Annotated in this window: 22 protein-coding genes and 1 pseudogene; 4 read left to right on the top strand and 19 right to left on the bottom strand. The window is 42.6% G+C overall.

The features are described 5' to 3' along the window. Positions 1 to 68: 68 nt before the first annotated feature. The 3 genes from OCV65_RS05880 to OCV65_RS05870 are packed head-to-tail and all read left to right on the top strand — an operon-like array spanning position 69 to position 2,304. Positions 69 to 575, top strand: a complete 507-nt coding sequence (locus tag OCV65_RS05880; RefSeq protein WP_262581290.1) for a GNAT family N-acetyltransferase — start codon at positions 69 to 71, stop codon at positions 573 to 575. A 30-nt stretch (positions 576 to 605) separates the two neighbouring features. Beyond that, positions 606 to 1,457 (top strand): LD-carboxypeptidase, encoded by an 852-nt coding sequence (locus tag OCV65_RS05875; protein ID WP_262581289.1) that lies wholly within the window; start codon positions 606 to 608, stop codon positions 1,455 to 1,457. 46 nt (positions 1,458 to 1,503) lie between these two features. Continuing rightward, positions 1,504 to 2,304, top strand: coding sequence for an MBL fold metallo-hydrolase (locus OCV65_RS05870; RefSeq protein WP_262581288.1), 801 nt, complete (start codon positions 1,504 to 1,506; stop codon positions 2,302 to 2,304). A 150-nt stretch (positions 2,305 to 2,454) separates the two neighbouring features. Here the strand turns inward: OCV65_RS05870 and OCV65_RS05865 are convergent, their stop codons facing one another. The 6 genes from OCV65_RS05865 to OCV65_RS05840 all read right to left on the bottom strand — a co-directional run bounded on the left by OCV65_RS05865 (position 2,455) and on the right by OCV65_RS05840 (position 9,224). After that, the gene (locus OCV65_RS05865) at positions 2,455 to 3,189 is read right to left on the bottom strand and encodes an amino acid ABC transporter ATP-binding protein (protein WP_262581287.1); all 735 of its coding nucleotides are present in this window, start codon (positions 3,187 to 3,189) and stop codon (positions 2,455 to 2,457) included. 39 nt (positions 3,190 to 3,228) lie between these two features. After that, complete coding sequence (locus OCV65_RS05860) at positions 3,229 to 3,876, bottom strand: amino acid ABC transporter permease (protein WP_262581286.1); 648 nt, start codon at positions 3,874 to 3,876, stop codon at positions 3,229 to 3,231. Between the two features lie 46 nt (positions 3,877 to 3,922). Beyond that, the gene (locus OCV65_RS05855) at positions 3,923 to 4,759 is read right to left on the bottom strand and encodes a transporter substrate-binding domain-containing protein (protein ID WP_262581285.1); all 837 of its coding nucleotides are present in this window, start codon (positions 4,757 to 4,759) and stop codon (positions 3,923 to 3,925) included. A gap of 289 nt (positions 4,760 to 5,048) precedes the next feature. Further along, positions 5,049 to 6,047, bottom strand: a complete 999-nt coding sequence (locus tag OCV65_RS05850) for an FAD:protein FMN transferase (protein WP_262581284.1) — start codon at positions 6,045 to 6,047, stop codon at positions 5,049 to 5,051. A 166-nt stretch (positions 6,048 to 6,213) separates the two neighbouring features. After that, a complete protein-coding gene (gene ppk1, locus OCV65_RS05845; RefSeq protein ID WP_416810576.1) occupies positions 6,214 to 8,232 on the bottom strand; it encodes a polyphosphate kinase 1 in 2,019 nt (672 codons plus the stop codon). 56 nt (positions 8,233 to 8,288) lie between these two features. Further along, entirely contained in the window at positions 8,289 to 9,224 is a 936-nt protein-coding gene (locus OCV65_RS05840; RefSeq protein ID WP_262581282.1) for a Ppx/GppA phosphatase family protein, read from the bottom strand. A gap of 225 nt (positions 9,225 to 9,449) precedes the next feature. Between OCV65_RS05840 and OCV65_RS05835 the strand changes: the two genes are divergently transcribed. Next, complete coding sequence (locus tag OCV65_RS05835) at positions 9,450 to 10,526, top strand: iron-containing alcohol dehydrogenase family protein (protein ID WP_262581281.1); 1,077 nt, start codon at positions 9,450 to 9,452, stop codon at positions 10,524 to 10,526. A 244-nt stretch (positions 10,527 to 10,770) separates the two neighbouring features. On the opposite strand, the gene pckA is transcribed toward OCV65_RS05835, so the two are convergent. The 13 genes and pseudogenes from pckA to rhuM all read right to left on the bottom strand — a co-directional run bounded on the left by pckA (position 10,771) and on the right by rhuM (position 22,357). Continuing rightward, a complete protein-coding gene (pckA, locus tag OCV65_RS05830) occupies positions 10,771 to 12,375 on the bottom strand; it encodes a phosphoenolpyruvate carboxykinase (ATP) (RefSeq protein WP_262581280.1) in 1,605 nt (534 codons plus the stop codon). A gap of 213 nt (positions 12,376 to 12,588) precedes the next feature. After that, positions 12,589 to 13,461: a phosphatidylserine decarboxylase gene (locus OCV65_RS05825; protein ID WP_262581279.1), complete on the bottom strand. Its 873-nt coding sequence runs from the start codon at positions 13,459 to 13,461 to the stop codon at positions 12,589 to 12,591. A 15-nt stretch (positions 13,462 to 13,476) separates the two neighbouring features. Beyond that, positions 13,477 to 14,094: a CDP-alcohol phosphatidyltransferase family protein gene (locus OCV65_RS05820; RefSeq protein ID WP_118382939.1), complete on the bottom strand. Its 618-nt coding sequence runs from the start codon at positions 14,092 to 14,094 to the stop codon at positions 13,477 to 13,479. Position 14,095: 1 nt separating this feature from the next. Continuing rightward, entirely contained in the window at positions 14,096 to 15,124 is a 1,029-nt protein-coding gene (locus OCV65_RS05815) for a lysylphosphatidylglycerol synthase transmembrane domain-containing protein (protein WP_262581278.1), read from the bottom strand. Next, positions 15,114 to 15,824, bottom strand: coding sequence for a phosphatase PAP2 family protein (locus OCV65_RS05810; protein ID WP_262581277.1), 711 nt, complete (start codon positions 15,822 to 15,824; stop codon positions 15,114 to 15,116). Before OCV65_RS05810 ends, OCV65_RS05815 begins: the two co-directional genes overlap by 11 nt. Before the next feature lie 116 nt (positions 15,825 to 15,940). Continuing rightward, positions 15,941 to 17,071 (bottom strand): glycerate kinase family protein, encoded by a 1,131-nt coding sequence (locus OCV65_RS05805; protein WP_262581276.1) that lies wholly within the window; start codon positions 17,069 to 17,071, stop codon positions 15,941 to 15,943. Positions 17,072 to 17,090: 19 nt separating this feature from the next. Continuing rightward, positions 17,091 to 17,750: a YczE/YyaS/YitT family protein gene (locus tag OCV65_RS05800; protein ID WP_243007040.1), complete on the bottom strand. Its 660-nt coding sequence runs from the start codon at positions 17,748 to 17,750 to the stop codon at positions 17,091 to 17,093. Between the two features lie 471 nt (positions 17,751 to 18,221). Beyond that, positions 18,222 to 18,542: a TfoX/Sxy family protein gene (locus OCV65_RS05790; RefSeq protein WP_262581275.1), complete on the bottom strand. Its 321-nt coding sequence runs from the start codon at positions 18,540 to 18,542 to the stop codon at positions 18,222 to 18,224. 11 nt (positions 18,543 to 18,553) lie between these two features. Beyond that, positions 18,554 to 19,300 (bottom strand): N-acetyltransferase, encoded by a 747-nt coding sequence (locus OCV65_RS05785; RefSeq protein ID WP_262581274.1) that lies wholly within the window; start codon positions 19,298 to 19,300, stop codon positions 18,554 to 18,556. 4 nt (positions 19,301 to 19,304) lie between these two features. Then, on the bottom strand, positions 19,305 to 19,991 hold the full coding sequence (locus tag OCV65_RS05780) for a GyrI-like domain-containing protein (protein ID WP_262581273.1): 687 nt from the start codon (positions 19,989 to 19,991) through the stop codon (positions 19,305 to 19,307). A gap of 5 nt (positions 19,992 to 19,996) precedes the next feature. After that, entirely contained in the window at positions 19,997 to 20,119 is a 123-nt protein-coding gene (locus OCV65_RS13565; RefSeq protein ID WP_330666887.1) for a hypothetical protein, read from the bottom strand. 211 nt (positions 20,120 to 20,330) lie between these two features. Further along, complete coding sequence (locus tag OCV65_RS05770; RefSeq protein ID WP_262581272.1) at positions 20,331 to 21,248, bottom strand: helix-turn-helix transcriptional regulator; 918 nt, start codon at positions 21,246 to 21,248, stop codon at positions 20,331 to 20,333. A gap of 363 nt (positions 21,249 to 21,611) precedes the next feature. Next, positions 21,612 to 22,357, bottom strand: a pseudogene (rhuM, locus tag OCV65_RS05765) (RhuM family protein). Between the last annotated feature and the right edge of the window lie 37 nt (positions 22,358 to 22,394).

Genomic DNA, 22,394 nt, shown 5'->3' with positions numbered 1-22,394 from the left:
TTCTTCGATTGAATCCATGTCGGCTACATGCTAAAATCTATTCAGAACATTTTGGAGGTCACAACATTATGAATGCAAATCATTTTATAATAAAGCATGCTTCCCAGGAAGATATCCCAGCTCTCACAGCCGTTGAAAGGGAATGCTTCCCGGCTGCAGAAGCAGCATCCGAAGAAGAGATCGCCGCCAGAGTACATGCATATGGAAAGCATTTCTGGCTTCTCTTTGAAGGCAAGAAGCTGATTGCTTTTGTGGATGGTATGACGACTGATCAGGCTGATCTGACCGATGACATGTATGAGGATGCAAGCCTGCATGACGAGAACGGCGCTTGGCAGATGATCTTCGGTGTGAATACGATCCCTTCCTATCGCAGACAGGGACACGCAGGTCTTCTGATCCGCCAGGCAATCGAAGATGCCAGAACCCAGAGACGTAAAGGTCTCGTTCTCACATGCAAAGAAGCATTGATTCATTATTACGCCAGCTTTGGATTTGAAAATGAAGGTATCTCTGAATCAGTACACGGTAATGTCACCTGGTATCAGATGCGTCTGACATTTCCTGAAAAATAACCGCTATCAGTTTTCACACGGAGGTCTCTCATGAAAGAAAAAATCGGCATCACAGCCTGCTCGGATCCCATGAAGCCTGAATTTCAGTCCAATATGGATCGGCTGTGCGCTATTTTAAGTGATGTTGGATATGAACCAGTCATCAGTAATTGTATATATCCTAAAATATATCCCAAAGCATACGGTCTTCACGGCACCGGGTCAGAACGCGCTGCGGAATTAATGAAACTATATACAGATCCTGAAATTACAGCGATCTTCGACATATCCGGTGGGGATATGTCCAATGAACTGCTGCCTTATCTGGATTTTGAAGTGATCAGGAACTCTGAAAAAAAGTTTTACGGATACAGTGATCTTACTACGATTTTGAATGCTATTTATGCCAAGACAGGCAAAGAAACAGTTCTTTATCAAATCCGCAACCTTCTTTATCGACACGGTGAGGTGCAGCGCCGCGATTTTATCAACACACTGCAAAGGAATGGTAATAATCTCTATGATCTGGATTATCATTTCATCCAAGGTACTACTATGGAAGGTGTTATGATCGGCGGTAATATCCGCTGCTTTCTGAAGCTTGCCGGAACCGAATATATGCCGGATCTTCACGATAAAATCCTGCTTCTGGAAGCATTGAATACAGGTATCCCACAGCTCATCACCTTCTTAAGCCAACTAAAGCAGCTTCATGCATTTGATCTGGTGAATGGCATTCTGCTTGGGACATTTACCAGGATGGAAAAAGAGCAGGTACAGCCGGATGCAGTTACGCTGGTCAGAGAATTTGCAGGTCCGGAGCTCCCAATTGCTAAAACTGCTTATATCGGACACGATTCTGATTCCAAGGGCGCTGTGATCGGCAGATATTATTGCATTTAAAAATCTGTAAAACTAAAAAACACTTATACCACAAGGAGACTACACTATGAAAATTACCATGTTAGGAACAGGCAATGCCCTGGTAACGGAGTGTTACAACACCTGTTTTGTATTAGAAGATGAAGGAAAATATTTTATGATAGACGGAGGCGGCGGCAACGAAGTGCTCAAGCAGTTGAAGCGTGCCGGGCTAAACTGGATGGATATGCGCGATATCTTTGTCACGCACAAGCATATCGACCACATTCTCGGCATCGTCTGGATGATGCGCCTGATCTGCCAGAATATGAATAAAGGAACTTACGAGGGTGATGCATTTATTTATGGGCACGATGAAGTGATCGCACTTCTAAAAGATATAGCAGAGAAATTATTACAGCCAAAGCAGATAAAAATGATTGGGGATCGTCTGCATCTCATCACAGTTCATGACGGTGAGATCAGAAAAATCATGGACAGAGATGTTACATTTTTCGATATTCATTCTACCAAAGCGAAGCAATATGGCTTCACCCTTGATATGGGCAATGGAGACAAATTCACCTGTTGCGGTGATGAACCATATAACGATGCAGAACGCCCTTATGCAGAGAACAGCAAGTGGCTGCTGCACGAAGCATTCTGTCTCTACAGCCAGGCAGACCGTTTTTCGCCGTATGAGAAACACCATTCTACGGTAAAGGATGCCTGTGAGCTTGCCGAAGAATTACATGTACCAAACCTCCTCCTTTACCATACAGAGGATAAAAATATTACCCATAGAAAAGAATTATATACCGCGGAAGGAACCGAGTATTACCACGGTAATCTCTACATTCCGGAAGATCTGGAAACAATAGAATTATAAGAATTTATAAGCTCTGATGGAATCCCCTGATATACCAGATCTACTTTCATGTATACCAGGGCAGGATCACACTCCTGCCCCGGTACGGGATGGTATATCAAGCTATGCGAAAAGTCATTTTATAATGCCAGGGTCAAAAGGTCTAAATACCTATGCAGTTGCCGGAAGTACACGTGACAGGAATGTCTGTGTTCTTCTCTCTTTTGGTGCAGTGAAGATCAGTTCCGGCTTTCCTTCTTCTACCACATAACCATCTGCCATAAAGACTACCCGGTCCGCTACATCTCTGGCAAATCCCATTTCATGTGTTACCACAAGCATCGTCATTCCTTCTTTTGCAAGTGCTTTCATAACATCCAGCACATCTCCCACAAGTTCTGGATCCAATGCCGATGTAGGTTCATCAAAAAGCAGTGCCTTTGGTTCCATGGCAAGTGCTCTGGCGATTGCCACACGCTGCTGCTGTCCACCGGAAAGTGTGTGCGGATACACATCTGCCTTATCCTTAAGTCCTACTTTATCCAGAAGTTCCAACGCTTTTTCTCGGGCTTCCGCTTTATTCATATGTTTGGTCAGAATTGGTGCCATCATTACATTTTCCGCTACCGTCTTTAATGGAAACAGATTAAACTTTTGAAATACCATACCGACCTCTTCACGGAATTTACGGATATCACAATTTTTATCCAACAAATCGCGTCCTTCATACTGAACGGTTCCTCCTGTTGGCATTTCAAGCTGATTAATACATCTTAAAAATGTGCTTTTCCCGGATCCGGATGGCCCGATAATGCATACTACTTCGCCTTCTTCAATATCCAGATTAATATCTTTTAATACTTCCAGGTTTCCGAACTTCTTTGATAAATGGTTAATTTTAATCATATCACTGCCTCCTGTTCCGTGTACTGTTCTGAACGATAACTATGCACGCATCTTCCGTTCAATCTGTTTCTGAGCTATGATCAAGACAGAAAGGATTACCAGATAAAATGCTGCCAGCGCTGTATATGTAGGAATCGCTTTGAAACTGAGTGCCGCATATGCCTGTGCCTGATGCGTGATCTCATTTACTGCGATTGCGGACAACAGTGCCGTATCCTTTACCGACGTAATAAACTGGTTAAAAAGTGCCGGAAGTGCCGCTTTAAATGCCGGAGGAATAATCAGATGGATCATTGTCTGTGAACTGGTCAGTCCAAGTGATGCACCTGCTTCTTTCTGCCCCGGATCAATTCCCATCAGCGCACCTTTGACAATCTCGGAAATAAATGCTCCTGAGTTCAGGGCAATGACTCCGATACCGACTACTGTACTGCTGATATCCACTCCCATAAGCTTCGGAATTACGAAATATCCATATAATGCCTGCACCATCAGCGGTGTTGCTCGGATAATCCAGATATATACTTCTGCAATTGCCTTTCCGATTTTATATTTTGACTGGAGCAGGTATCCGCACAGGCTTCCTACAAGGAAGCCAATGCCGATGCCGACCACAGCGATTAATATCGTAAGTTTTAATCCGTCAAACATCATCGGGAGTAAAACATCCAAAAACTTCATATCCATATACCATCCATCCCATCTGTCATTTTACTATATCTGTGCTGTGTGCTTATTCACACCATTTTGCATACAGCTCATCGGTTGTTCCATTTTCAATCAGAAGCTTTACTGCTGCATTAATCTCATCGTAATATTTACAATCTTTGGAAATTGCCACACAATATGGAGCCTGTCCCTGATTAAATTCGTCTCCAACCACTTCCAGCTTGCTGTCCGGTGTAGTCTTAATATAGAAGCTTGCGCCAGGACCGTCCTGGATAACTGCGTCTACCTTGCCCTGTTCCAAAGATTCATAAGCTGTAGTGATCGTATCATGAACTTCCAGCTCTGCATCACTCAGATTCTTAGAAGCATATGTGTGAGAAGCGGTTCCTTTTTCTACAGCAACTTTCTTGCCTTTCAGGTCATCCACACTCTTGATTCCTTCATCATTATCTTTATTTACCATGACCACCTGACCGGAATCACAATAAATCTCTGAAAAATTCATAACTTCTTTTCTCTCATCTGTTGCACATAATGCTGCAGCTCCCATATCCAGCTTTCCTTCAGCCAGCGAAGTTGTCAGCGCTGAATAATCCATCGCCTGTACTCCTCCGTCAATCTCAAATCCCAGGATATCCTGCAGATTCTGTATAAGATCCAGATCATATCCGATCAATGTCTTACCATCTTCATCATAGTAAGAAAATGGTCCAAAGAGTCCGGATGTACCGACCTTTAATGTAACTCCATCCAAACTTCCTTTGATATCGTCTTCTGACAATTCTTCCTTTGTTTCAGAGGAGCTGCTGGATGAATCCTCACTTTCTTTACTTCCACAGCCAACACCAAGCATTGTTACCATAGTTGCACACATCAAAACTGCTACAATTTTTCTTTTCATAATCCCGTTCCTCCTTGTTATCCATTCAGTTCAGTAACGACAAAAGGCGCTGCAGATAACTGCAACGCCCTTGTTGATTCGTGTTTGTTTTTTGAACTTGTGACTATTCTAATCGCATTTCCGCTCTTCGTCAATCCACAATTATTTCCAAAATCATCACGTTCAAAGCTATAATTTTTATATTATTTTCACAATTCAACATTTCATTTTCATAATTCTTACAATTTTATTTAATTTTCTGTGTATTATTTTATCTTATTTCACCATTACGTTTTCTAATGTCTATTATTTAACCTCCAAAGTAAAATCCGTTAAAATTGTATTTATATACTCTGTAAATAAATTTTTCGATATCCATCTGATACGTAGCAATCACCTCATGGTTCTCATCATATTCTGTAAATGTGCCCTTGAGTCCAGAATCTACGACCGTATGTCCGTTCAGATCCTGCACACTGCTGACATGGTGATAGTTTTTTCCATCCTGTTCAAAATATCGTTCATATCCACCAGATGTGATCACTGCTTTGTCTTCAATGCTCAGCACTCCCAGACAGTCATCCGAATCATCCGGACTCTGCACCACTACGCGCCATTTACTTCCATCTGTCTTGGTTCCGAGTGCCTGCACATTCCCGCCCAGATTCACCAGACCGCTTGAAATGTTATTTTCCTTATAAATCTCCATAATTCTCGATGAAGTATAACCTTTCGCAATTCCGCCAAGATCAATCTTTATCCCTTCCTGATTGAAAGAAATGCCCCGGTTATCTTTATCGTATGTAATCTGGGATACATCGCAGAGCTTCAGCAATGATTGCAATGTATCCTCAGACGGCACCTGATAATTCTGTGTCGGGAAGCCCCATGCTTCCATAACCGGATAAATCGCAATATCAAACGCTCCATCCGTCTCCTCATTCAGTTCCAGCGCACGCTCTACAAGATAACCTGCATCTTCAGACAATGTTGCGCTTCCACTTTGATTTAATTTTGCGATCTCGCTCTCTTCGTTTCCTGTAGAAAGCAGATTGTCAATCCTTTCAATCTCAGCACCGGCTTCATCGACCGCTTCCTGTGCCTGCTCTCCATACGCAGTTACTGTCATATATGTGTCCATCGCAAAGATGTCCTTTGAGGCTTCCTCATCCGAAACGTCCTCATCTGATTCTGTCTGTTCTTCTGTGTGTGAACTCTCTGTCGTTGTATCTTGTTTTGTATTATTGCATCCACCAGTCAAAAGCGATGCGCTAAGACAGACACATGCCATTACTATTTTCCGTTTCATCCCTAAGGTACTGTCCTTCCTTCATTTGTTAGTTGTTTCTAACCGTTTATACTATACTTTATCTTCTAATTAAATATCAACTTTTATTTTGATATTGAGACTCTTTCTCATTATCCATTCAAAAAAGACAGAACCTCAATATAAGGCTCTGTCCATGATTTCAGCTCTATTTCTCAAAATATTCCTGCGCATTCACCTGTACTTCCCCGGTCTGTGCACGCACATACTGGCCATCTGCCATCTGAATACGCGCTTTTACATTATCTGCCATCAGGATATCAAACATCTCAAGAACACGTGCTTTCAGGTCCGGATCCAGCACCGGTGTTGCTGCCTCCACACGGTGAATTGTGTTGCGTGTCATGAAGTCTGCTGATGCAATATACACTTCGTTTCGTCCGAAAATATAGATGCGCGAGTGTTCCAGATAGCGTCCCACAATACTTCTGACGGTAATATTCTCCGTATATCCCGGCACACCTGCAATCAGGCAGCAGCTTCCTCTCACGATCAGCTCTATTTTAACACCTGCCTGCGATGCCATGATCAGCTTGTCGATAATACATTTATCCGTCAGAGAATTCATCTTCGCGCCTACATACGCCGGCTCTCCTTCTCTCGCAAGGGCAATCTGCTCATCGATCTTATCCAGAATCTTATTGCGCAGACATTTTGGAGCTACCATCAAAAGCTCTGTCTCCGGCATTACCTGCCCCATGCTAAGATGCTGGAACACCTCATTAGTCTCCTCACCGATTCCCTGATCTGCCGTCATCAGAGACAGGTCTGTATAAAGCTTCGCAGTCTTTTCATTATAATTACCCGTCCCGATCTGTGTAATATAAGAAATGTGTCCCTCATGCATCCTTGTGATCAGGCATAGTTTTGAATGCACCTTCAATTTGTCCAAACCGTACAGAATACGGCATCCGGCATCTTCCAGCCTTCTGGACCAACCGATATTATTCTTCTCATCAAACCTCGCACGCAGCTCTACAAGCACCAGTACTTCCTTGCCATTTTCCGCTGCACGGATCAAAGCTTCTACGACCTTACTGTCATTTGCCACCCGATACAGCGTCATTTTCAGAGATACAACCTCCGGATCTTCTGCCGCCTCATCCAGTAATCTGAGGAAAGGATTCATACTTTCATATGGGAAGAATAACAGACGGTCTTTCTCCTGAACCTGTGGGATTATCTTCTCATCCATATGGATATCTGCCGGAACATGTGGCGTGTATTTCGGATAAAAGAGTTCCCGCTTGCCTCGCAGCAGATCTCGTATCTCAGAAAAGAATGAGAAGTCTAACGGTGCTTCTGAATGAAACATCTGCTTCTTCTTAAGCCCCAGATATTTGCCCAGACGGTTCAGCACGGCATCATCCATCAGACGGCTATACTCCAATTTGATCGGACATAACTTCTTTCTGCGCTTTACCATCTGCTCCATCAGCTGTCTGAAATCGGTATCATCATCATACATTTCCTCATCCAGTTCAATATCCGCATTACGGATAATGCGTATCAGCGACTTGCTCTTAACACGGTAATGTTCAAAGATCTGCGGGATATAATGCAGGATCAGTTCTTCCATCAGCATATACCGATTCTCATGCCCCGGGATCTTTACCATTCTCGGAAATACTTCCATATTGCACGGTACGATTCCAAGCTTTTCATGTCCTTTCTTTTCCAGCACAACTACCGCATGGATATCTTTATTCTTCAGAAACGGAAATGGCTGTTTCTTACCAACAATCTGCGGCGACAGGAGCGGATGCACTTCCTCTGCAAAATATGTATCCAGAAACCGGATATCTTCCTGCGCCATGTCCGCATAATTACAAATCTCTATCTGCTGCTTCTCCATCTCATGCAGAAGCGCTTGATATGCCTCGTCCTTGCGCGCTGTCAGATGACGAACCTGCTCATAGATTGCAAGCAGCTGTTCCTCACAGGTCATTCCTGTTTTGTTATCCTTGATCTTCTGCGACAGATGCATCTGATCATACAGCGATCCGCACCGTACCATAAAAAATTCATCCAGATTACTCTGAAAAATAGAGAGGAATGACAGTCTTTCGCAAAATGGATTCCTGTCATCCTCTGCTTCCTCCAGAACTCGCGTATTAAATTTCAGCCAGGATAATTCCCGGTTATCATATACCATAGGATCCGTCATAATCTTATTCTCCCTTTTCCCAATTAATTCCAGAAACCATTCAAAGATTCGAATTTTCACTGTATTTCCTCTTTATCTTCATCCCGAGACAGGATTGCATGATACAAATACCCTTCTCTCACGCCATATTTGCTGACAACAATCCTCTCACAGCCCGCTTTCTCCAGAATACTCTTCATCACCAGCATGCCTGGAATAATTGTATGCACTCGTTCCGGACAGATTTTCAGGATCATATTCTGAATCTGCTTTTGTTTATTTGTTGCCATCTGAAAGATTTCTTCCAGCTGATTCCTTGTAATACACCGATTTTTCTCCTCCAGACGGTAATATAGACTAACCAGTTTCAGAAGGGCACGCACGGTACCTCCCACACCGATAATATCTTTATTTTTCGTCTGTCTTGCCAATACCCTGCATCCAAACAGATCATCCAGTTCCTGCTGAACTTTTTCTTCCATGGCCTCCAATTCTTTTTTCTTCGGAATGATCTTCCCCACAAATTGATTATATAAATTCAAAGATCCAATTCCCGCACTTTCAATGGTACATGGTTTTCTATTCTCAAATGTCACGAGCTCCGTGCTTCCTCCACCAATATCAAAGATCATGCCTGTATCAATATAAATATTGTACATAACTCCATAAAAATCACAGAGTGCTTCTTCGTGCCCTGAAAGCACCTTGATCTGGTATCCGGTCTCCCGGAACAACTCCATAACCACTTCATTGGAATTATCAATATTACGGAGTGATGCTGTCGCAAATACCTCCGTGCGGTCGATCTCAAACTGCTCCAAAATAGATCGGAACTTATTCAATGCGGCTGCTGCACACAGCATGCCGTCTTTTTCCATTCGATGATGGGAAATATAACTCGCCAGACCTGTTGTTTCCTTGGATGTGAAAAGCTGTCTGAAATTCTTTCCTTCCGTCTGGTACACCGACAACCGGATCGTGTTCGATCCCACATCTACCACTGCACATTTCATATCTGTTTATCCTCTTTATATCTTTTTGCTCTTAGTATATCCAACCTGATTCTTCCTATCTATCTTCCTCCCGTTAAATTAAGTTAAATCCATGTAAAGTGCAGACACGATTGCTGCACGGACATTCGACTTGAATTTATCTTGTACTCTGCATTTTCGCAGCCAAATGTGATAGAATAATAGAAATAAATTCATCATCCCACAAAGGAAAGGAGCATAATATACATGAAATTTCATATGCCAGTAAAAGTATATTGCGAACGCGATTGCGTAAAAACTTACAGCGACGAATGGACCTCTCTCGGACACAAAGCCCTGATCGTAACCGGACGCAGTTCCGCGAAAAACGGAGCTCTTGCAGATGTAACTGATTCATTAAATGCACATCAGATCTCCTACTGTATCTTCGACCATACCGAGGAGAATCCTTCAATAGAAATGGTTATGCAGGTACGCGACATGGGTATCCGCGAAAATGTCGACTTCGTCATCGGTATCGGCGGTGGTTCTCCAATGGATGCAGCCAAAGCAATTGCCCTTATGATCTATCACAAAGATAAGGATGCCGACTATCTCTATCAGCAGGGAGACAGCACCGCGCTTCCAATCGTAGAAGTTCCTACAACCTGCGGAACCGGTTCTGAGGTAACACCGATTTCCGTGCTGACAATCCACGCCAAGCGCACCAAGTCCAGCATCCCACACCGTATCTTTCCACAGTATGCATTAGTGGATGGCAAATATCTGGCAAGCGCACCTAAGAAGATCCTGGTAAATACATCTGTAGATTCACTTGGTCATCTTATCGAAAGCTATATTAATCTTGGTGCAAGCCCGTTTAGCCGCATGATCTCAGAATATGGTATGGCACTCTGGAAAGATGTAAAACCTGCCCTTCTGAGTGATCATGTAACAGATGAAGACCGTGACCGCATGATGCTCACCTCCACACTTGCAGGTATGGCAATCACCCATGCCGGCACAACCCTGCCACATGGTTTAAGCTATTTTCTCACTTACGAGATGCATATTCCACATGGACAGGCTGTGGGATATTTCCAACCGGGCTATGTAGCCGCTGCCGCTCCTGAGACACAGGCAAAAGTTCTGGAATTGATCGGCTGCAAAGATATCGCTGAATTCGCCAATCTGATCCACACTCTGCTTGGACCACTCGAAATAGCACCGGATATGGTCGATACCGCCATTAAAGGTATCATGGCAAACGAACGCAAATTAAAACCAGTACCATACGAAGTAACCGAAGAAACACTTCGCAAATTCTTCGAGATGGCAATGTAACACAACAACAGGGCAGATCAAAAGATCTGCCCTGCCATAATATCTATCTTATATCATCTATATAAATATACTTTGGTTGGAATCAGGCGGCAAAGATAGTGAATTTTGAAATAACCAGTATATTCTTACTATCCGGGGTAATTACTCCCAGGGGGATCAGCCTTCACTGAACGTGCAACCACATGCTTTACTATAACGTTATCGCATCGGTTCGCAATTATCTTTCTGTTCGCCTTTTAACTTTCTATGCTTCCGGTCCTGCTGATACCAGTGCCTTACCAGCTTCATTACCTTCATATTTTGCGAAATTCTTTACGAATCTTGAAGCAAGATCCTTTGCCTTTGCTTCCCACTCAGAAGCATCTGCATAAGTATCTCTTGGATCCAGAATTGCAGGATCTACACCTGAAAGTTCTGTCGGTACTTCGAAATTGAAGTATGGGATCTTCTTAGTCGGTGCATTCTTAATGTCTCCGTTCAGGATCGCATCGATGATTCCACGGGTATCCTTGATAGAAATACGTTTGCCTGTTCCATTCCATCCTGTATTAACAAGGTAAGCCTTTGCTCCACTCTTCTCCATCTTCTTAACAAGCTCTTCTGCGTACTTGGTTGGATGCAGTTCCAGGAATGCCTGACCGAAGCAAGCTGAGAATGTAGGTGTAGGCTCTGTGATTCCACGCTCCGTACCTGCAAGCTTAGCTGTGAATCCTGACAGGAAGTAGTACTGAGTCTGCTCCGGTGTCAGTACAGATACCGGCGGAAGTACACCAAATGCATCTGCTGACAGGAAGATTACGTTCTTAGCTGCCGGTGCAGAAGAAATCGGACGTACGATATTCTGAATATGGTCGATTGGGTAAGATACACGAGTATTCTCTGTCACACTCTTATCAGCAAAGTCAATCTTACCATTCTCGTCCAGAGTTACATTTTCAAGCAATGCATTTCTCTTGATCGCATTGTAGATATCCGGCTCAGATTCCTTATCGAGGTTGATAACTTTCGCGTAGCATCCACCCTCGAAGTTGAATACACCGTTGTCATCCCAGCCGTGCTCATCATCACCGATCAGCAGACGCTTAGGATCTGTAGACAATGTCGTCTTACCTGTTCCTGACAGACCAAAGAAGATAGCTGTGTTCTCACCGTTCAGGTCTGTGTTAGCTGAGCAGTGCATTGCAGCCATGCCCTTCAGCGGCAGGAAATAGTTCATCATAGAGAACATACCTTTCTTCATCTCTCCGCCGTACCATGTGTTCACGATTACCTGCTCACGGCTTGTAATATTGAACATAACAGCTGTCTCAGAGTTCAGTCCGAGTTCTTTATAATTCGTTACTTTTGCTTTAGAAGCATTGTATACAACGAAGTCTGGTTCAAAGTCCTTCAGTTCTTCTTCTGTCGGCTTAATGAACATATTAGTTACGAAATGAGCCTGCCATGCTACTTCTACGATAAAGCGGATTGCCATACGAGTGTCCTTATTTGCTCCACAGAATGCATCTACAACATAGAGCTTCTTATTAGAAAGCTCCTTCACAGCTAACTCTTTTACAGAATTCCATGCTTCCTGTGTAGCCGGATGGTTATCGTTCTTGTATTCCTCAGATGTCCACCATACGGTGTCCTTAGAATTCTCATCCATTACGATAAATTTATCTTTTGGAGAACGACCTGTGTAAATACCAGTCATAACATTGACTGCACCAAGTTCACTGACCTGTCCTTTCTCATATCCTGTAAGTTCCGGTTTCGTTTCTTCCTCAAACAGAGTCTCGTAGGAAGGATTATACACGATCTCGGTTGTTCCTGTAATGCCATATTTGCTCAAATCAATCTTCGCCATGTCCAATACCCCTTTTCTTTCGATATTATTAGTGTCATACCAATGTGGAAAATGTTGCCTGTTTTTCCCTTATCCTAATTATATGGATATTTTTTATAAAATCAAGTCAAAAATGAATTTTCAGACATCTTTTCTTGCGTTTTTTGCTATTTCAATAGATATTTAATGATATTCCGGTCTATTTTTGAAAGTTTTCACATGCATCCATAGCAATTATTGTTCTATTTGTGCCCCAATATGTTCTCCCATCTTCACCAGAGTCTCTGCATGTTCTCTGGTATTGGTGCGCAGATCCTGATCTGGTATCACCTTCCCAGGCTCTGTCATTACGATGATCGTTGATCCGCCGAATTCAAATCTTCCTTTTTCTTCACCTCTGTGCACCTCACATGGCTGTTTCACATAATTGCAGATTTTCCCCACCATCAGTGCACCGACTTCCATCGTAAGTACCGTTCCAAGTTTTCTCGTCTTCAGCAGACAGTATTCTCTGGTATTCATCTTATAGATCGGATAGCAGTCATTTGCCACCGGATTCACCGTATGAAGCACTCCCTCAATCCTTCTCCCGGAAGATCTGTAGCCATCTGACACATAACAATAACGGTGATAATCATCCACTGTCAGACGGATCACATAGATCCAACCGCCCATATACCGGTCAGCCAACTTGTCATCCCGGAGAAGCTGACGCACCGTATAAGGCGTATGTTTAATCCGAAATATGCCATTTTCCTCAATCGGATACACACTCACTTTACCGTCACTCGGACTAATCAGCACATTCTCCCGCACATCAGCCGGACGCTCTGCTGCCCGTATTTTTCTGGTAAAGAATTCGTTATAAGACGCAAATTCCTGCTTCTCATAGATGGACAGGTCGATTCCATTACTTTTCACAAATGGACGAATCCCCAGCTTCGATATCCTGGTATTCAAAAATGCCCCGCCTATGCGGGACACTATTGGTGACAGAAGCGGACGGATCAACAGTCTGGTCACAGCATGTCCATAGACAAATGCAAGCAGTCTGTCCTGTCCATTCTCTCCATTATATTCATTTCCTTTACGATCTCTGTATCTCATACTGACCCCCATCATTTACCAGACATGTAGTCCACGAAGCACTGCCAGTGCCACAATGATAACCATGATAGTCTGTCCCAGCTTTTTCGGCTTACGGAGTCTGAAATTCGTAATAAATAAAAGTCCAATAACCAATACCAGTGCATGCAGTGCAATAATAAATTCTCGCTCCAACAGCGGACGGAATACAACCAAAATCGGAAGTGCAATTGCCATAGAAGTGATTGGCAGGCCCTGATAACATTCTCTGTTTTCCTCTGTTTCATTCTGGCGGATCTCTTCGGACACGTTAAACCATGCCAGACGGATCAGTCCTGCCAACACATAGAACATAAGAATCGCTATGCCTACAATGTGATTCATTCCCATGCGATATGCGATCAACGACGGAGCCACACCAAAGCAGATAATGTCTGCCAGCGAATCAATCTGAATACCAAAACGTTTCTCCACTTCTGTGCGGTTCTTTTTTGTCCGGGCAATCTTGCCATCAAACATATCACAGAATCCAGATACTGCCAGACAGACGACTGCCATTTTCGGACAGCCATTCAAGGAGAACAGCATTCCTCCCATAGATATCAACACACTCACATAAGTCAACACTACTGTGTAATCATAAACTCCTAACATATTAATCCTCTTCTCTTCTTCCTATTGTAAAGTTTGCCACGATCGTAAATATCGCACTGATAAACAACTCCGTGTAATAGCCAAGTCCCCGGCTTAAGATCATACCCGGAAGCAATAACTGGCTTCCGAATATCGGTAAGAATATTCGAAGGAACAACTGCTCGCTGATTCCCATGCCTCCCGGAAGCGGCAGCATATCCACTGCTACTGCAATCGTTCCCTGCAAGATCACAATAACCACCGCTGACGTTCCCGACAAACCAAATGCACGATATACAAACCATGTCGCTGCAAATAACGCAACTCTCTGGAATACAGTAATTCCAAATACTTCTATCAATACTTTTACATGTTCTTTCAGATATACCGCTGTTGCCCGGTACTGGTCCATCGATGCCTCCAGCTTCTCAAGTCTTGATCTTCGCGGCTTCATCAAATGCATTTTCTCTATAAGGGCAAGTCCCTTTACCATGATGTCTCTTGCAAGCACTGGATGAAATACCAGGATCAGCATCGCTGTTACACAGAATACGTTCAATGCCGTGCCCAGATAAAATACATGACGTACATTCCACAGATATGCGTGAATAAATCCCTGCCCGAATATCGTCAGCGCCACACCAATCACAACGAGTACCAACTTATATGTAATCGTCACGATCATCAGCACCAGTGTAGACACCGGAATGGGGATTTTCTCTTTCTTCATATAATAAATCTGCGCCGGCTGTCCCCCCGAAGCAGACGGTGTGATGCAGCTAAAGAAAAATCCCACCGATGAAAACAAAAAACAGGTTCTCTTTTTCAGACGTATCCCAAGTGTATGCATCATATAATAAATGATAATGGATTCTCCCCAGATAAATACCACAACGCAGGCAACGCCCGGTATCAGCCACAGGGGATTGACCGTTTTTATAATCTGTGCAATCTCTCCCAGGTCTTCTCCATAGAATACTCCATAGATTGTTCCAACAAAAACCACGAGCAGAAATACCACATTAAATATTGTTTTCTTTTTATTTTCCATTCTTCTTCCCACTCAATCTTCCGACACTCCAACCGGCTACGGTCTCCGTAACTTTCTGCAGGAGCTTATATCCGTCCCCCCGGTTGCTGATATAGCAGGCAAGTTCTCCCAGTAGGATTCCGCCGGCTACATCGATCAGCACATGCTGTCTGAGCGCCAGCGTCGATACAAACACCAATACAGCGATAAACTTCGATACCCATTTATACCACTTCGGAATGCGGTCGCATCCACGCAGACCAATGCAGCACATCCAACTCACCAGACAATGGATCGACGGGAACAGATTCTGCGGTGCATCCCATTGATATAGCGCTCTTACAGCCTGCGTCCAGATATCATGACCGATCAGTTCCGGTCTGGTATTGGTCGTCGGAAATACCACAAATATCACCAGACAGACCAGTCTGGAACAGATATCCGCTGTAAAGAAACGATACCTGTGCTCGTCTCCCTGTGCCGAGATAAGCAGATAATTAATCACCCAAAAAATATAACACCCTAAATACACAACAATAAACGGTGGTAAAAATGGCACCAGATCATCCAGATTTCCCGAAAGATTATATGCCGTTCTTCCCACCGTAAATAACGGTGCTCCCCAGTATACCATACAATTTACTGTAAATGCCATAACTGGTGGCAGCAACGTACAGAATATTCTTTTTGTATCGATCTCTTTTATATTTATTTTTTTCATATCTGCTATTGTAACAGGTATGAAAGAAATAACAATGCTTTTTTGAATATCTTAATAAAACTTGAGAGATTCCTTAAGAATTTTCATCTATTTTGTTATCCGCAATCAAAAATTGATTATAAGATGCGAAAAACCTGTTCCACTGTATCTGAAAGATTTCTTCTCGCATTCTGTGTATTCATTGCCTCTTTTTTAGTAGTGATGTTTCTGATAATCGGAAAAAAAGCATCAATTCCTTTGTCATTACACTCTCGGGCACCATCAGATACTACGCCCGCGAACGCTAATACTTTTAACTCCTGATATTTATGTGCAAATCGCGCAACTCCGATCGGAGCTTTTCCCATTGCTGTTTGAGAATCAAGACAACCTTCCCCTGTGATTAATACATCCGCATCTTTCAGATCTTCTTTAAATTTTATGATATCCAGAATCAATTCAATTCCCGGTATAAGCTCAGCATGCAGAAAACTCAAAACTGCAAATCCTAATCCTCCAGCTGCTCCCGCACCCCTGAACTTTGAAAAATCTTCACCGATATGTCTTGACGTGATTTGTGCATAATGCTCCATATCACGATCAATTTTATTCATAAGTTCATCAGGGATTCCTTTTTGTGCCCCATATACATAAGTAGCACCCGTTAATCCACACAACGGATTTTCCACATCACAAGCCACCCGAAACCTGCACGATTTTAATATTTGGAGAATTTTGTCATCAGAAATTGAAGCGATAGCTCCTAATCCCTCTGCACCTCTGCTTACTTCGCAACCTTTTGAATCTCTAAATTCCCATCCCAGAGCCTGAAGCATTCCTACTCCTCCATCATTTGTGGCACTTCCTCCCAGCCCTAATATAAAATCACGGCAGCCACGAGTAACTGCATCTTTTATCATTTCACCCAGGCCATACGTAGTTGCTGTTAAAGGATTCCTGTTATCTGGCTCAACAAGAACCAGCCCGGCTACGGCAGCCGTTTCTATTACAGCCATATTTTTTTCTTTTATATACCCATAATATGATTCTATCTTTTCATTATTCGGTCCTGTCACGGTTATATTAACTTTTTCTCCTCCCAGCCCCTCCATGAGTGCCTCAACAGTGCCTTCTCCTCCGTCCGCCAAAGCTCTTACCACAACTTCTGCATCCGGATACACTCTCAATACCCCTTCTTTGACCGCATTCCCAGCTTCTCGTGAGCTCATACTACCTTTAAACGAATCAACAGCAATGACCACTTTCATATCGATTACCTCCATTTTATCAAATCATTGTAAATTGCTGTAAGTGCGCCTTCGCCGCTTTGTTAAAAAAATATATCACACGTCCTACACCCAGCATCGAGAGAACCGTACCCAGACCGATTCCCATCAGTGGATTACCAAACGCCAACCCAATTGCCAACGAACAAACCACACAAAAAGCATCAAAGCAATTCTTGCAGAATCCCAGTTCCCTGTTAAATCGTTCCGCCAGACTGCTTACGATACCATCGCCAGGATTTGGAATCAGATTCATATCCACAGTCATAGCTGCACCGATACCTGTAAACAGAATCCCCAACAGCAGCACCACCAAATCATTTATAAAAACTCCGCTTTCATAACCGATCACATATTGGAATAACGCCATAAAACGAGTGAACACAATGCTTACCACTACCTGAAGCGCATCAATCCATCTCCGGTTTTTCCCCTTGATAAAAAACTGTGCCACAACCAGCACACAATAAGCAATCAGTGTCAGGTTTGCAAAATTCATCCCGGTTCCCTGACTGATCGTGTATGGCACAGACACGATTGCTGATGCTCCAAGACCTGCCTGCGTATTCAATGTAATCCCTAATGCTAACAACACCATTCCGAATAAATATATTACAACGCGCATACTCATCTGTTTCTTTTTCGTTGAATCCAAATTCAAATTAATCATCTCCCGGTATTAAAGTTTTCTGAATAATCATAGCTTTATATCTGATCATTTGTCAACTTTGCAGGCTTATTCAATACTTGCTGATCTACATTTTAAAGTTTGGCAATGTAACGCAAGGCAATCTGTAATCGCCTTGCAATTCGTATCTTCCACCTTGTTCTTCAAATAATGTTGTCATATAAAAAATCCTTCTGTAATTTGATTTAATATCATTTTACAGAAGGATTTTTCTTTTTCACTTCTTTTGCCACGTCCTTAATGCTTTCTACACTATTCCAATAGCATTTGTCTGTTCAATCCATTTGGTCGGTGTCATAACAAATCTGTTTAATCCCACCTCACTTCTAACCGCCTCGAATTGCACACGGTTAAAATCTGGATTGTGAAGTTCTTCCCAGACCGCCAAAAACTCAACTGTATTCCTGTTTCGCATCCAGTTCTGAATGACTCAAGTCTTAGTTCTTAATGGATATTCTTCTTTTTCTTTTCCGGTAATTCTTCCCACATACTCTCAACCAGTTCATACAAAAACTGCCGATCATCTACATTATCAACCAAAATCATTTCTTTCGCACCATCATACGGCAGTTCCATCTCGGCATCCGGCATCAGCCGCAATGCCATCGGGACCGGCTTCACCAAAAGTCTGTCATCATATATTCCACCAAAAATCTTTCCACGGTAATAAAGGATGTATTCGCCCATCATTGCCCTGCTACTGAGTTCATCCAGTCCTGATAATTGTTCCAGAACAAAGTCCAGATACTCTCTTGTTGATGCCATATTGTCTCCTCCTACCTGCTCACCAGCTTTAAAAATTTCTTTTCATTCATCTGCTCATTCGTAACATACTCCCCATCGCAAAACAGTGCATAAGTCGTGATTGGCGTTGGTGCATTCTGAGCATCTTCCCTACTTTCAATCTTCACAGTCTTGAATGGTATGCCATTCTTCTCAGCGGTTTCTTCCAAGATTGGTACATATTTTGCATTGAAAGGACATTGGTTTGTATAGTAAAGAACATAGCCGCTCTCATTTATATGAGGATGTTTTGCACATTTCCTGAATACCGGTGTCTCAGTTCTCTCTTCAAATGGCAGATACCATAGCTGGATTCCATTATCAGCCTCATCACCGACTTCAAATCCTTTATATTTTAGGAACCTTGAATCGGCCAGAAATGGCTTTTTCTTTGCTGCGGCAAGAATACAAAGTCCCTTCTTTCCCTTTGCTTTACTATCCTCAATGCATTGGGAAAGTAAATCGCTCGAATATCCATGACCTTTGAATGACCCGGAAACCCACAGGCAATCAATATACATATATCCAGGGGCTTCGATTGGATTCCATGCATATTCTGCAGGAATATACTCTACGAAACACTTGCCACGCTCCACACTTTTCAAAAATACAAGTCCTTCATCAAATCTATCCGCAAGCCATGCCTTCTTTGATGATACCTGAATATCTTTATTGTTGGAAATGGCACAGCAAATGTGCTCCTTTTCAAGATTTTCTTTCGTAACTCTAATATATTCCATACCTTTAAGCCTTCCTTATCGGATGTCTGACCACAGTCTTCAGTTTCTCCGGTGCCACCCTCCGTGCATCACTCAGATAAATCTCGTGGTGCATTCTCTGATCCGTTATATCAAGTGTATATCCCTGTTCTTCCATAAATCTGTGCATTGCATCTACCGTAGCAGGCTCATCGTCATACGCTCCGATATGCATACACTGTACACATAAGCCCTCCTCATAGGAAAAAAACTCAACCTTAGAAAAATCCTGTTTTTTCTTTGCCGTAGCTTTCCTGACAGCCCAGTCGAAATCTTCCCTGGTAACAAAATCTGGCAAGCGAATAACAGAGATCCACTTAAAATCTTCCTTACGAGCATAATCAATTCCGGATACTCTGTCTCGCCTGCCGGCTCGGTCGGTTCGCAGCATGGCGTCCCCCGGACGACGCTCACCCTGCCACCAGAATCCCTCTAATGGCGGCACAACATAATCGAAATATCCATCAATCTGATGATCTTCCTTTTTGCTCATTTTAATCGTAAATGCAATTCCATACAGAAGGCCGATAGCCTGCTTATATTCTCCATCTTCATCATTTGGATTGCCGCTTCCTCTCACTGCTATATAATTCATTTTCGGGACTCTGACAATAGACGGTGTTCCCTTCGGCATATAAAACTCTTTATATTCTTTTTTATAGTCAAATACCATACTCCTTACTCCTCCAGATCCTTTTCTTCATAAGGCTTATTCCAAGAACCAATCTCTATCAGATTTCCTTCCGGATCAGCAATATAGCAGGTTCTCTGTCCCCAAGGTTCAAGTTTCGGTTCAAGCACAAATGATCATTCAGGCCCTTGATATACTCATATCGCTGGTTTGTCATTTTCGCAAAATCATTCCGTCCGTATAGCAGAAAAAGGGTTCCGTCTTTCACAAGATAAACATTGGAAGTATTCTCTTCATCCTTAATTTCAAATCCGAGAACATCCTTGTAAAAACGAATCATCTTTGCCATATCATCAACAAACAACCCCAAACCGTCTAATCTCATTTTCCTAATCCTCCATAGATTTTTATTATTTCCTCTGCATTCCTGCGAATAATGTCCCGCACTTCTTCCGGCTCAAGCACCTCTACTTTTGCTCCAAATGTCATAAGCCATGTCACAAGGTTTTCCATATCCGTATAGTCTGCTGAAAAGAGCAGCCTTCCATCGTCTGTTTCTGTAAAGCAGTTCGGTCCAAATTCTTCAACCAGCCGCCACTTCATATTCGGTGTAAAAAGAGCTTTTACCTTTATCCCACCCGGAAATATCTTCTCATTTGACAAATCCGGCATTGGTACATCTCTGCACAGAAATCCACGATCTGTTTCAACAACACAATCCATACGGTTCAGTTTGAACAGCCTGTAATCTTTACGTTCTAAACACCACCCCCATACATACCAGCTCGACCACTGGAAAACCAGATAATATGGTTCTACCCTTCGGTTACTCTCTCCGGACGGAGCATAATACTTAAATCGTATGATACGCCTGTTTTCTATTGCACTCTGTATTACCTCAATCTTTGGAGCAAGAGAACCCTTATACCATGAAGATAAGTCAATCAGCATAGAGTCTCTTCCACTGATGAACTCTGATGATCCGGTCTGGATTTTCTCCATCAGCTGACTGTAGTATCTGCTTCCGCTCACACTGTCAAGACTCCGCAAACCCGCAAGAATCATCTGCATATCTTTGGAACTCAAAATCGTCCTGTCCATACGATATCCATCCATAATACTAATACCACCGCCGGTACCCTGTGCAGTTTTTATAGGAATACCCGCTTTACAAAGATCTTCAATATCCCGGTTTATTGTCCTTCGAGATACCTCAAACCTTTCTGCCAGTTCAGGAGCAGTTGTCTTTTCTTCCTGCAATAAGATTGACAATATACCGATAAGTCTATCTATTTTCATCGTTTCTTACACTCCATACATATCATACCTGATTCAACACGACAGCTATATGTCATGTTTATTATATCCGCGAAAAATTTTTCTTTATACAATAGAATGCACGCTCCGCAAGCATTCTATTGTCATGAACAAAAAGCCTACGAACATCAGGTTTTATTCCCAATGTCCGAAGGCTCAATAACATTAGTTGAATTTTCTCCATCCGATAAGCCAAGTCAGCCTATGATTCACTTGGAATCATCTGAAAATACTTCAACGCATCTTCAATCGCTATTTCTTTTTCTTTTGGGCATTCCGGCTGTCCGCCCTTCTCAGATTTTGGCTTATTATAGTTCTCTCTTTCTATAATTCCATGCTTCTGCTTTATCTGTTTTTTTTCTCCAATATTTTTATTGCATTCAGGTAGTCTTCTTCCACCGTGCTGAGTGTTCGCGCTTTATATTTTTTATATTCACCAGTTGCTTTATCAACAGCCTGTTTGTGTGATATACTTCCATTCCCCTGCAAAAGCTGTTCACCGCTCATTGTCAGAATCCGATCCAGATGCTCTGCCCAGTCCCTCATTGTCATAGCCTGTTCTCGTTCTGCCTGACGTTCTGCAAAATCAAGATATCCCGATACCAGCTGTCCATTTCCAGAACCTGACGATAAAACACTTTCTCGGATGCACGAATATCACGGATTCTCTCCAACAATTCCTTGAAATATCCACCGCCACCCAGATTTTTCAAACGATCATCATCTAAAGCAAAACCTTTTCTCATGTATTCTTTTAAAATCCCAGTTGCCCAGATTCTGAACTGTGTTCCTCGTTTTGATTTTACACGATAGCCAACAGAAATAATAACATCAAGGTTGTAATAATCTACATTGTAAACTTTTCCATCAGAAGCAGTTGTTGCAAATTTTGCAACAACTGAATCCCGCTGTAATTCACCTTCTGTAAATATATTTTTTATATGTCTGGAAATGGTTGATTTATCTCTCTGAAACAATTCTGCCATCTGATCAATAGACAACCAGACTGTATCACCATCAAAAGTAGTTTCAACTTTCGTCAGACCATCCTCTGTCGTATAAATAATCATATCTGCTTTTTCTTTGTCCATAAATTAATTTTCCTCCAAAATCAGATACATTATCAAC

The organism is Dorea ammoniilytica, assembly GCF_025567415.1.
GTDB lineage: Bacteria > Bacillota > Clostridia > Lachnospirales > Lachnospiraceae > Claveliimonas > Claveliimonas ammoniilytica.
This window is presented reverse-complemented; position numbering and strand designations above follow the sequence as displayed.

Bases quoted from the DNA above. Each gene is read 5' to 3' on its own strand.
- OCV65_RS05860 (WP_262581286.1), bottom strand. From the start codon at position 3,876: ATGGATATGAAGTTTTTGGATGTTTTACTCCCGATGATGTTTGACGGA.
- OCV65_RS05840 (WP_262581282.1), bottom strand. From the start codon at position 9,224: ATGAAATGTGCAGTGGTAGATGTGGGATCGAACACGATCCGGTTGTCG.
- OCV65_RS05770 (WP_262581272.1), bottom strand. From the start codon at position 21,248: ATGAAAATAGATAGACTTATCGGTATATTGTCAATCTTATTGCAGGAA.
- OCV65_RS05810 (WP_262581277.1), bottom strand. From the start codon at position 15,824: ATGAAAAAAATAAATATAAAAGAGATCGATACAAAAAGAATATTCTGT.
- pckA (WP_262581280.1), bottom strand. From the start codon at position 12,375: ATGGCGAAGATTGATTTGAGCAAATATGGCATTACAGGAACAACCGAG.
- OCV65_RS05870 (WP_262581288.1), top strand. From the start codon at position 1,504: ATGAAAATTACCATGTTAGGAACAGGCAATGCCCTGGTAACGGAGTGT.
- OCV65_RS05785 (WP_262581274.1), bottom strand. From the start codon at position 19,300: ATGGAATATATTAGAGTTACGAAAGAAAATCTTGAAAAGGAGCACATT.
- OCV65_RS05825 (WP_262581279.1), bottom strand. From the start codon at position 13,461: ATGAGATACAGAGATCGTAAAGGAAATGAATATAATGGAGAGAATGGA.
- OCV65_RS05780 (WP_262581273.1), bottom strand. From the start codon at position 19,991: ATGGTATTTGACTATAAAAAAGAATATAAAGAGTTTTATATGCCGAAG.
- OCV65_RS05850 (WP_262581284.1), bottom strand. From the start codon at position 6,047: ATGAAACGGAAAATAGTAATGGCATGTGTCTGTCTTAGCGCATCGCTT.
- OCV65_RS05820 (WP_118382939.1), bottom strand. From the start codon at position 14,094: ATGTTAGGAGTTTATGATTACACAGTAGTGTTGACTTATGTGAGTGTG.
- OCV65_RS05865 (WP_262581287.1), bottom strand. From the start codon at position 3,189: ATGATTAAAATTAACCATTTATCAAAGAAGTTCGGAAACCTGGAAGTA.
- OCV65_RS05790 (WP_262581275.1), bottom strand. From the start codon at position 18,542: ATGGCATCAACAAGAGAGTATCTGGACTTTGTTCTGGAACAATTATCA.
- OCV65_RS05880 (WP_262581290.1), top strand. From the start codon at position 69: ATGAATGCAAATCATTTTATAATAAAGCATGCTTCCCAGGAAGATATC.
- OCV65_RS05815 (WP_262581278.1), bottom strand. From the start codon at position 15,124: ATGGAAAATAAAAAGAAAACAATATTTAATGTGGTATTTCTGCTCGTG.
- OCV65_RS05875 (WP_262581289.1), top strand. From the start codon at position 606: ATGAAAGAAAAAATCGGCATCACAGCCTGCTCGGATCCCATGAAGCCT.
- ppk1 (WP_416810576.1), bottom strand. From the start codon at position 8,232: ATGACGGATCCTATGGTATATGATAACCGGGAATTATCCTGGCTGAAA.
- OCV65_RS05855 (WP_262581285.1), bottom strand. From the start codon at position 4,759: ATGAAAAGAAAAATTGTAGCAGTTTTGATGTGTGCAACTATGGTAACA.
- OCV65_RS05835 (WP_262581281.1), top strand. From the start codon at position 9,450: ATGAAATTTCATATGCCAGTAAAAGTATATTGCGAACGCGATTGCGTA.
- OCV65_RS05805 (WP_262581276.1), bottom strand. From the start codon at position 17,071: ATGAAAGTGGTCATTGCTGTTGATTCGTTTAAAGGTAGTATGAGCTCA.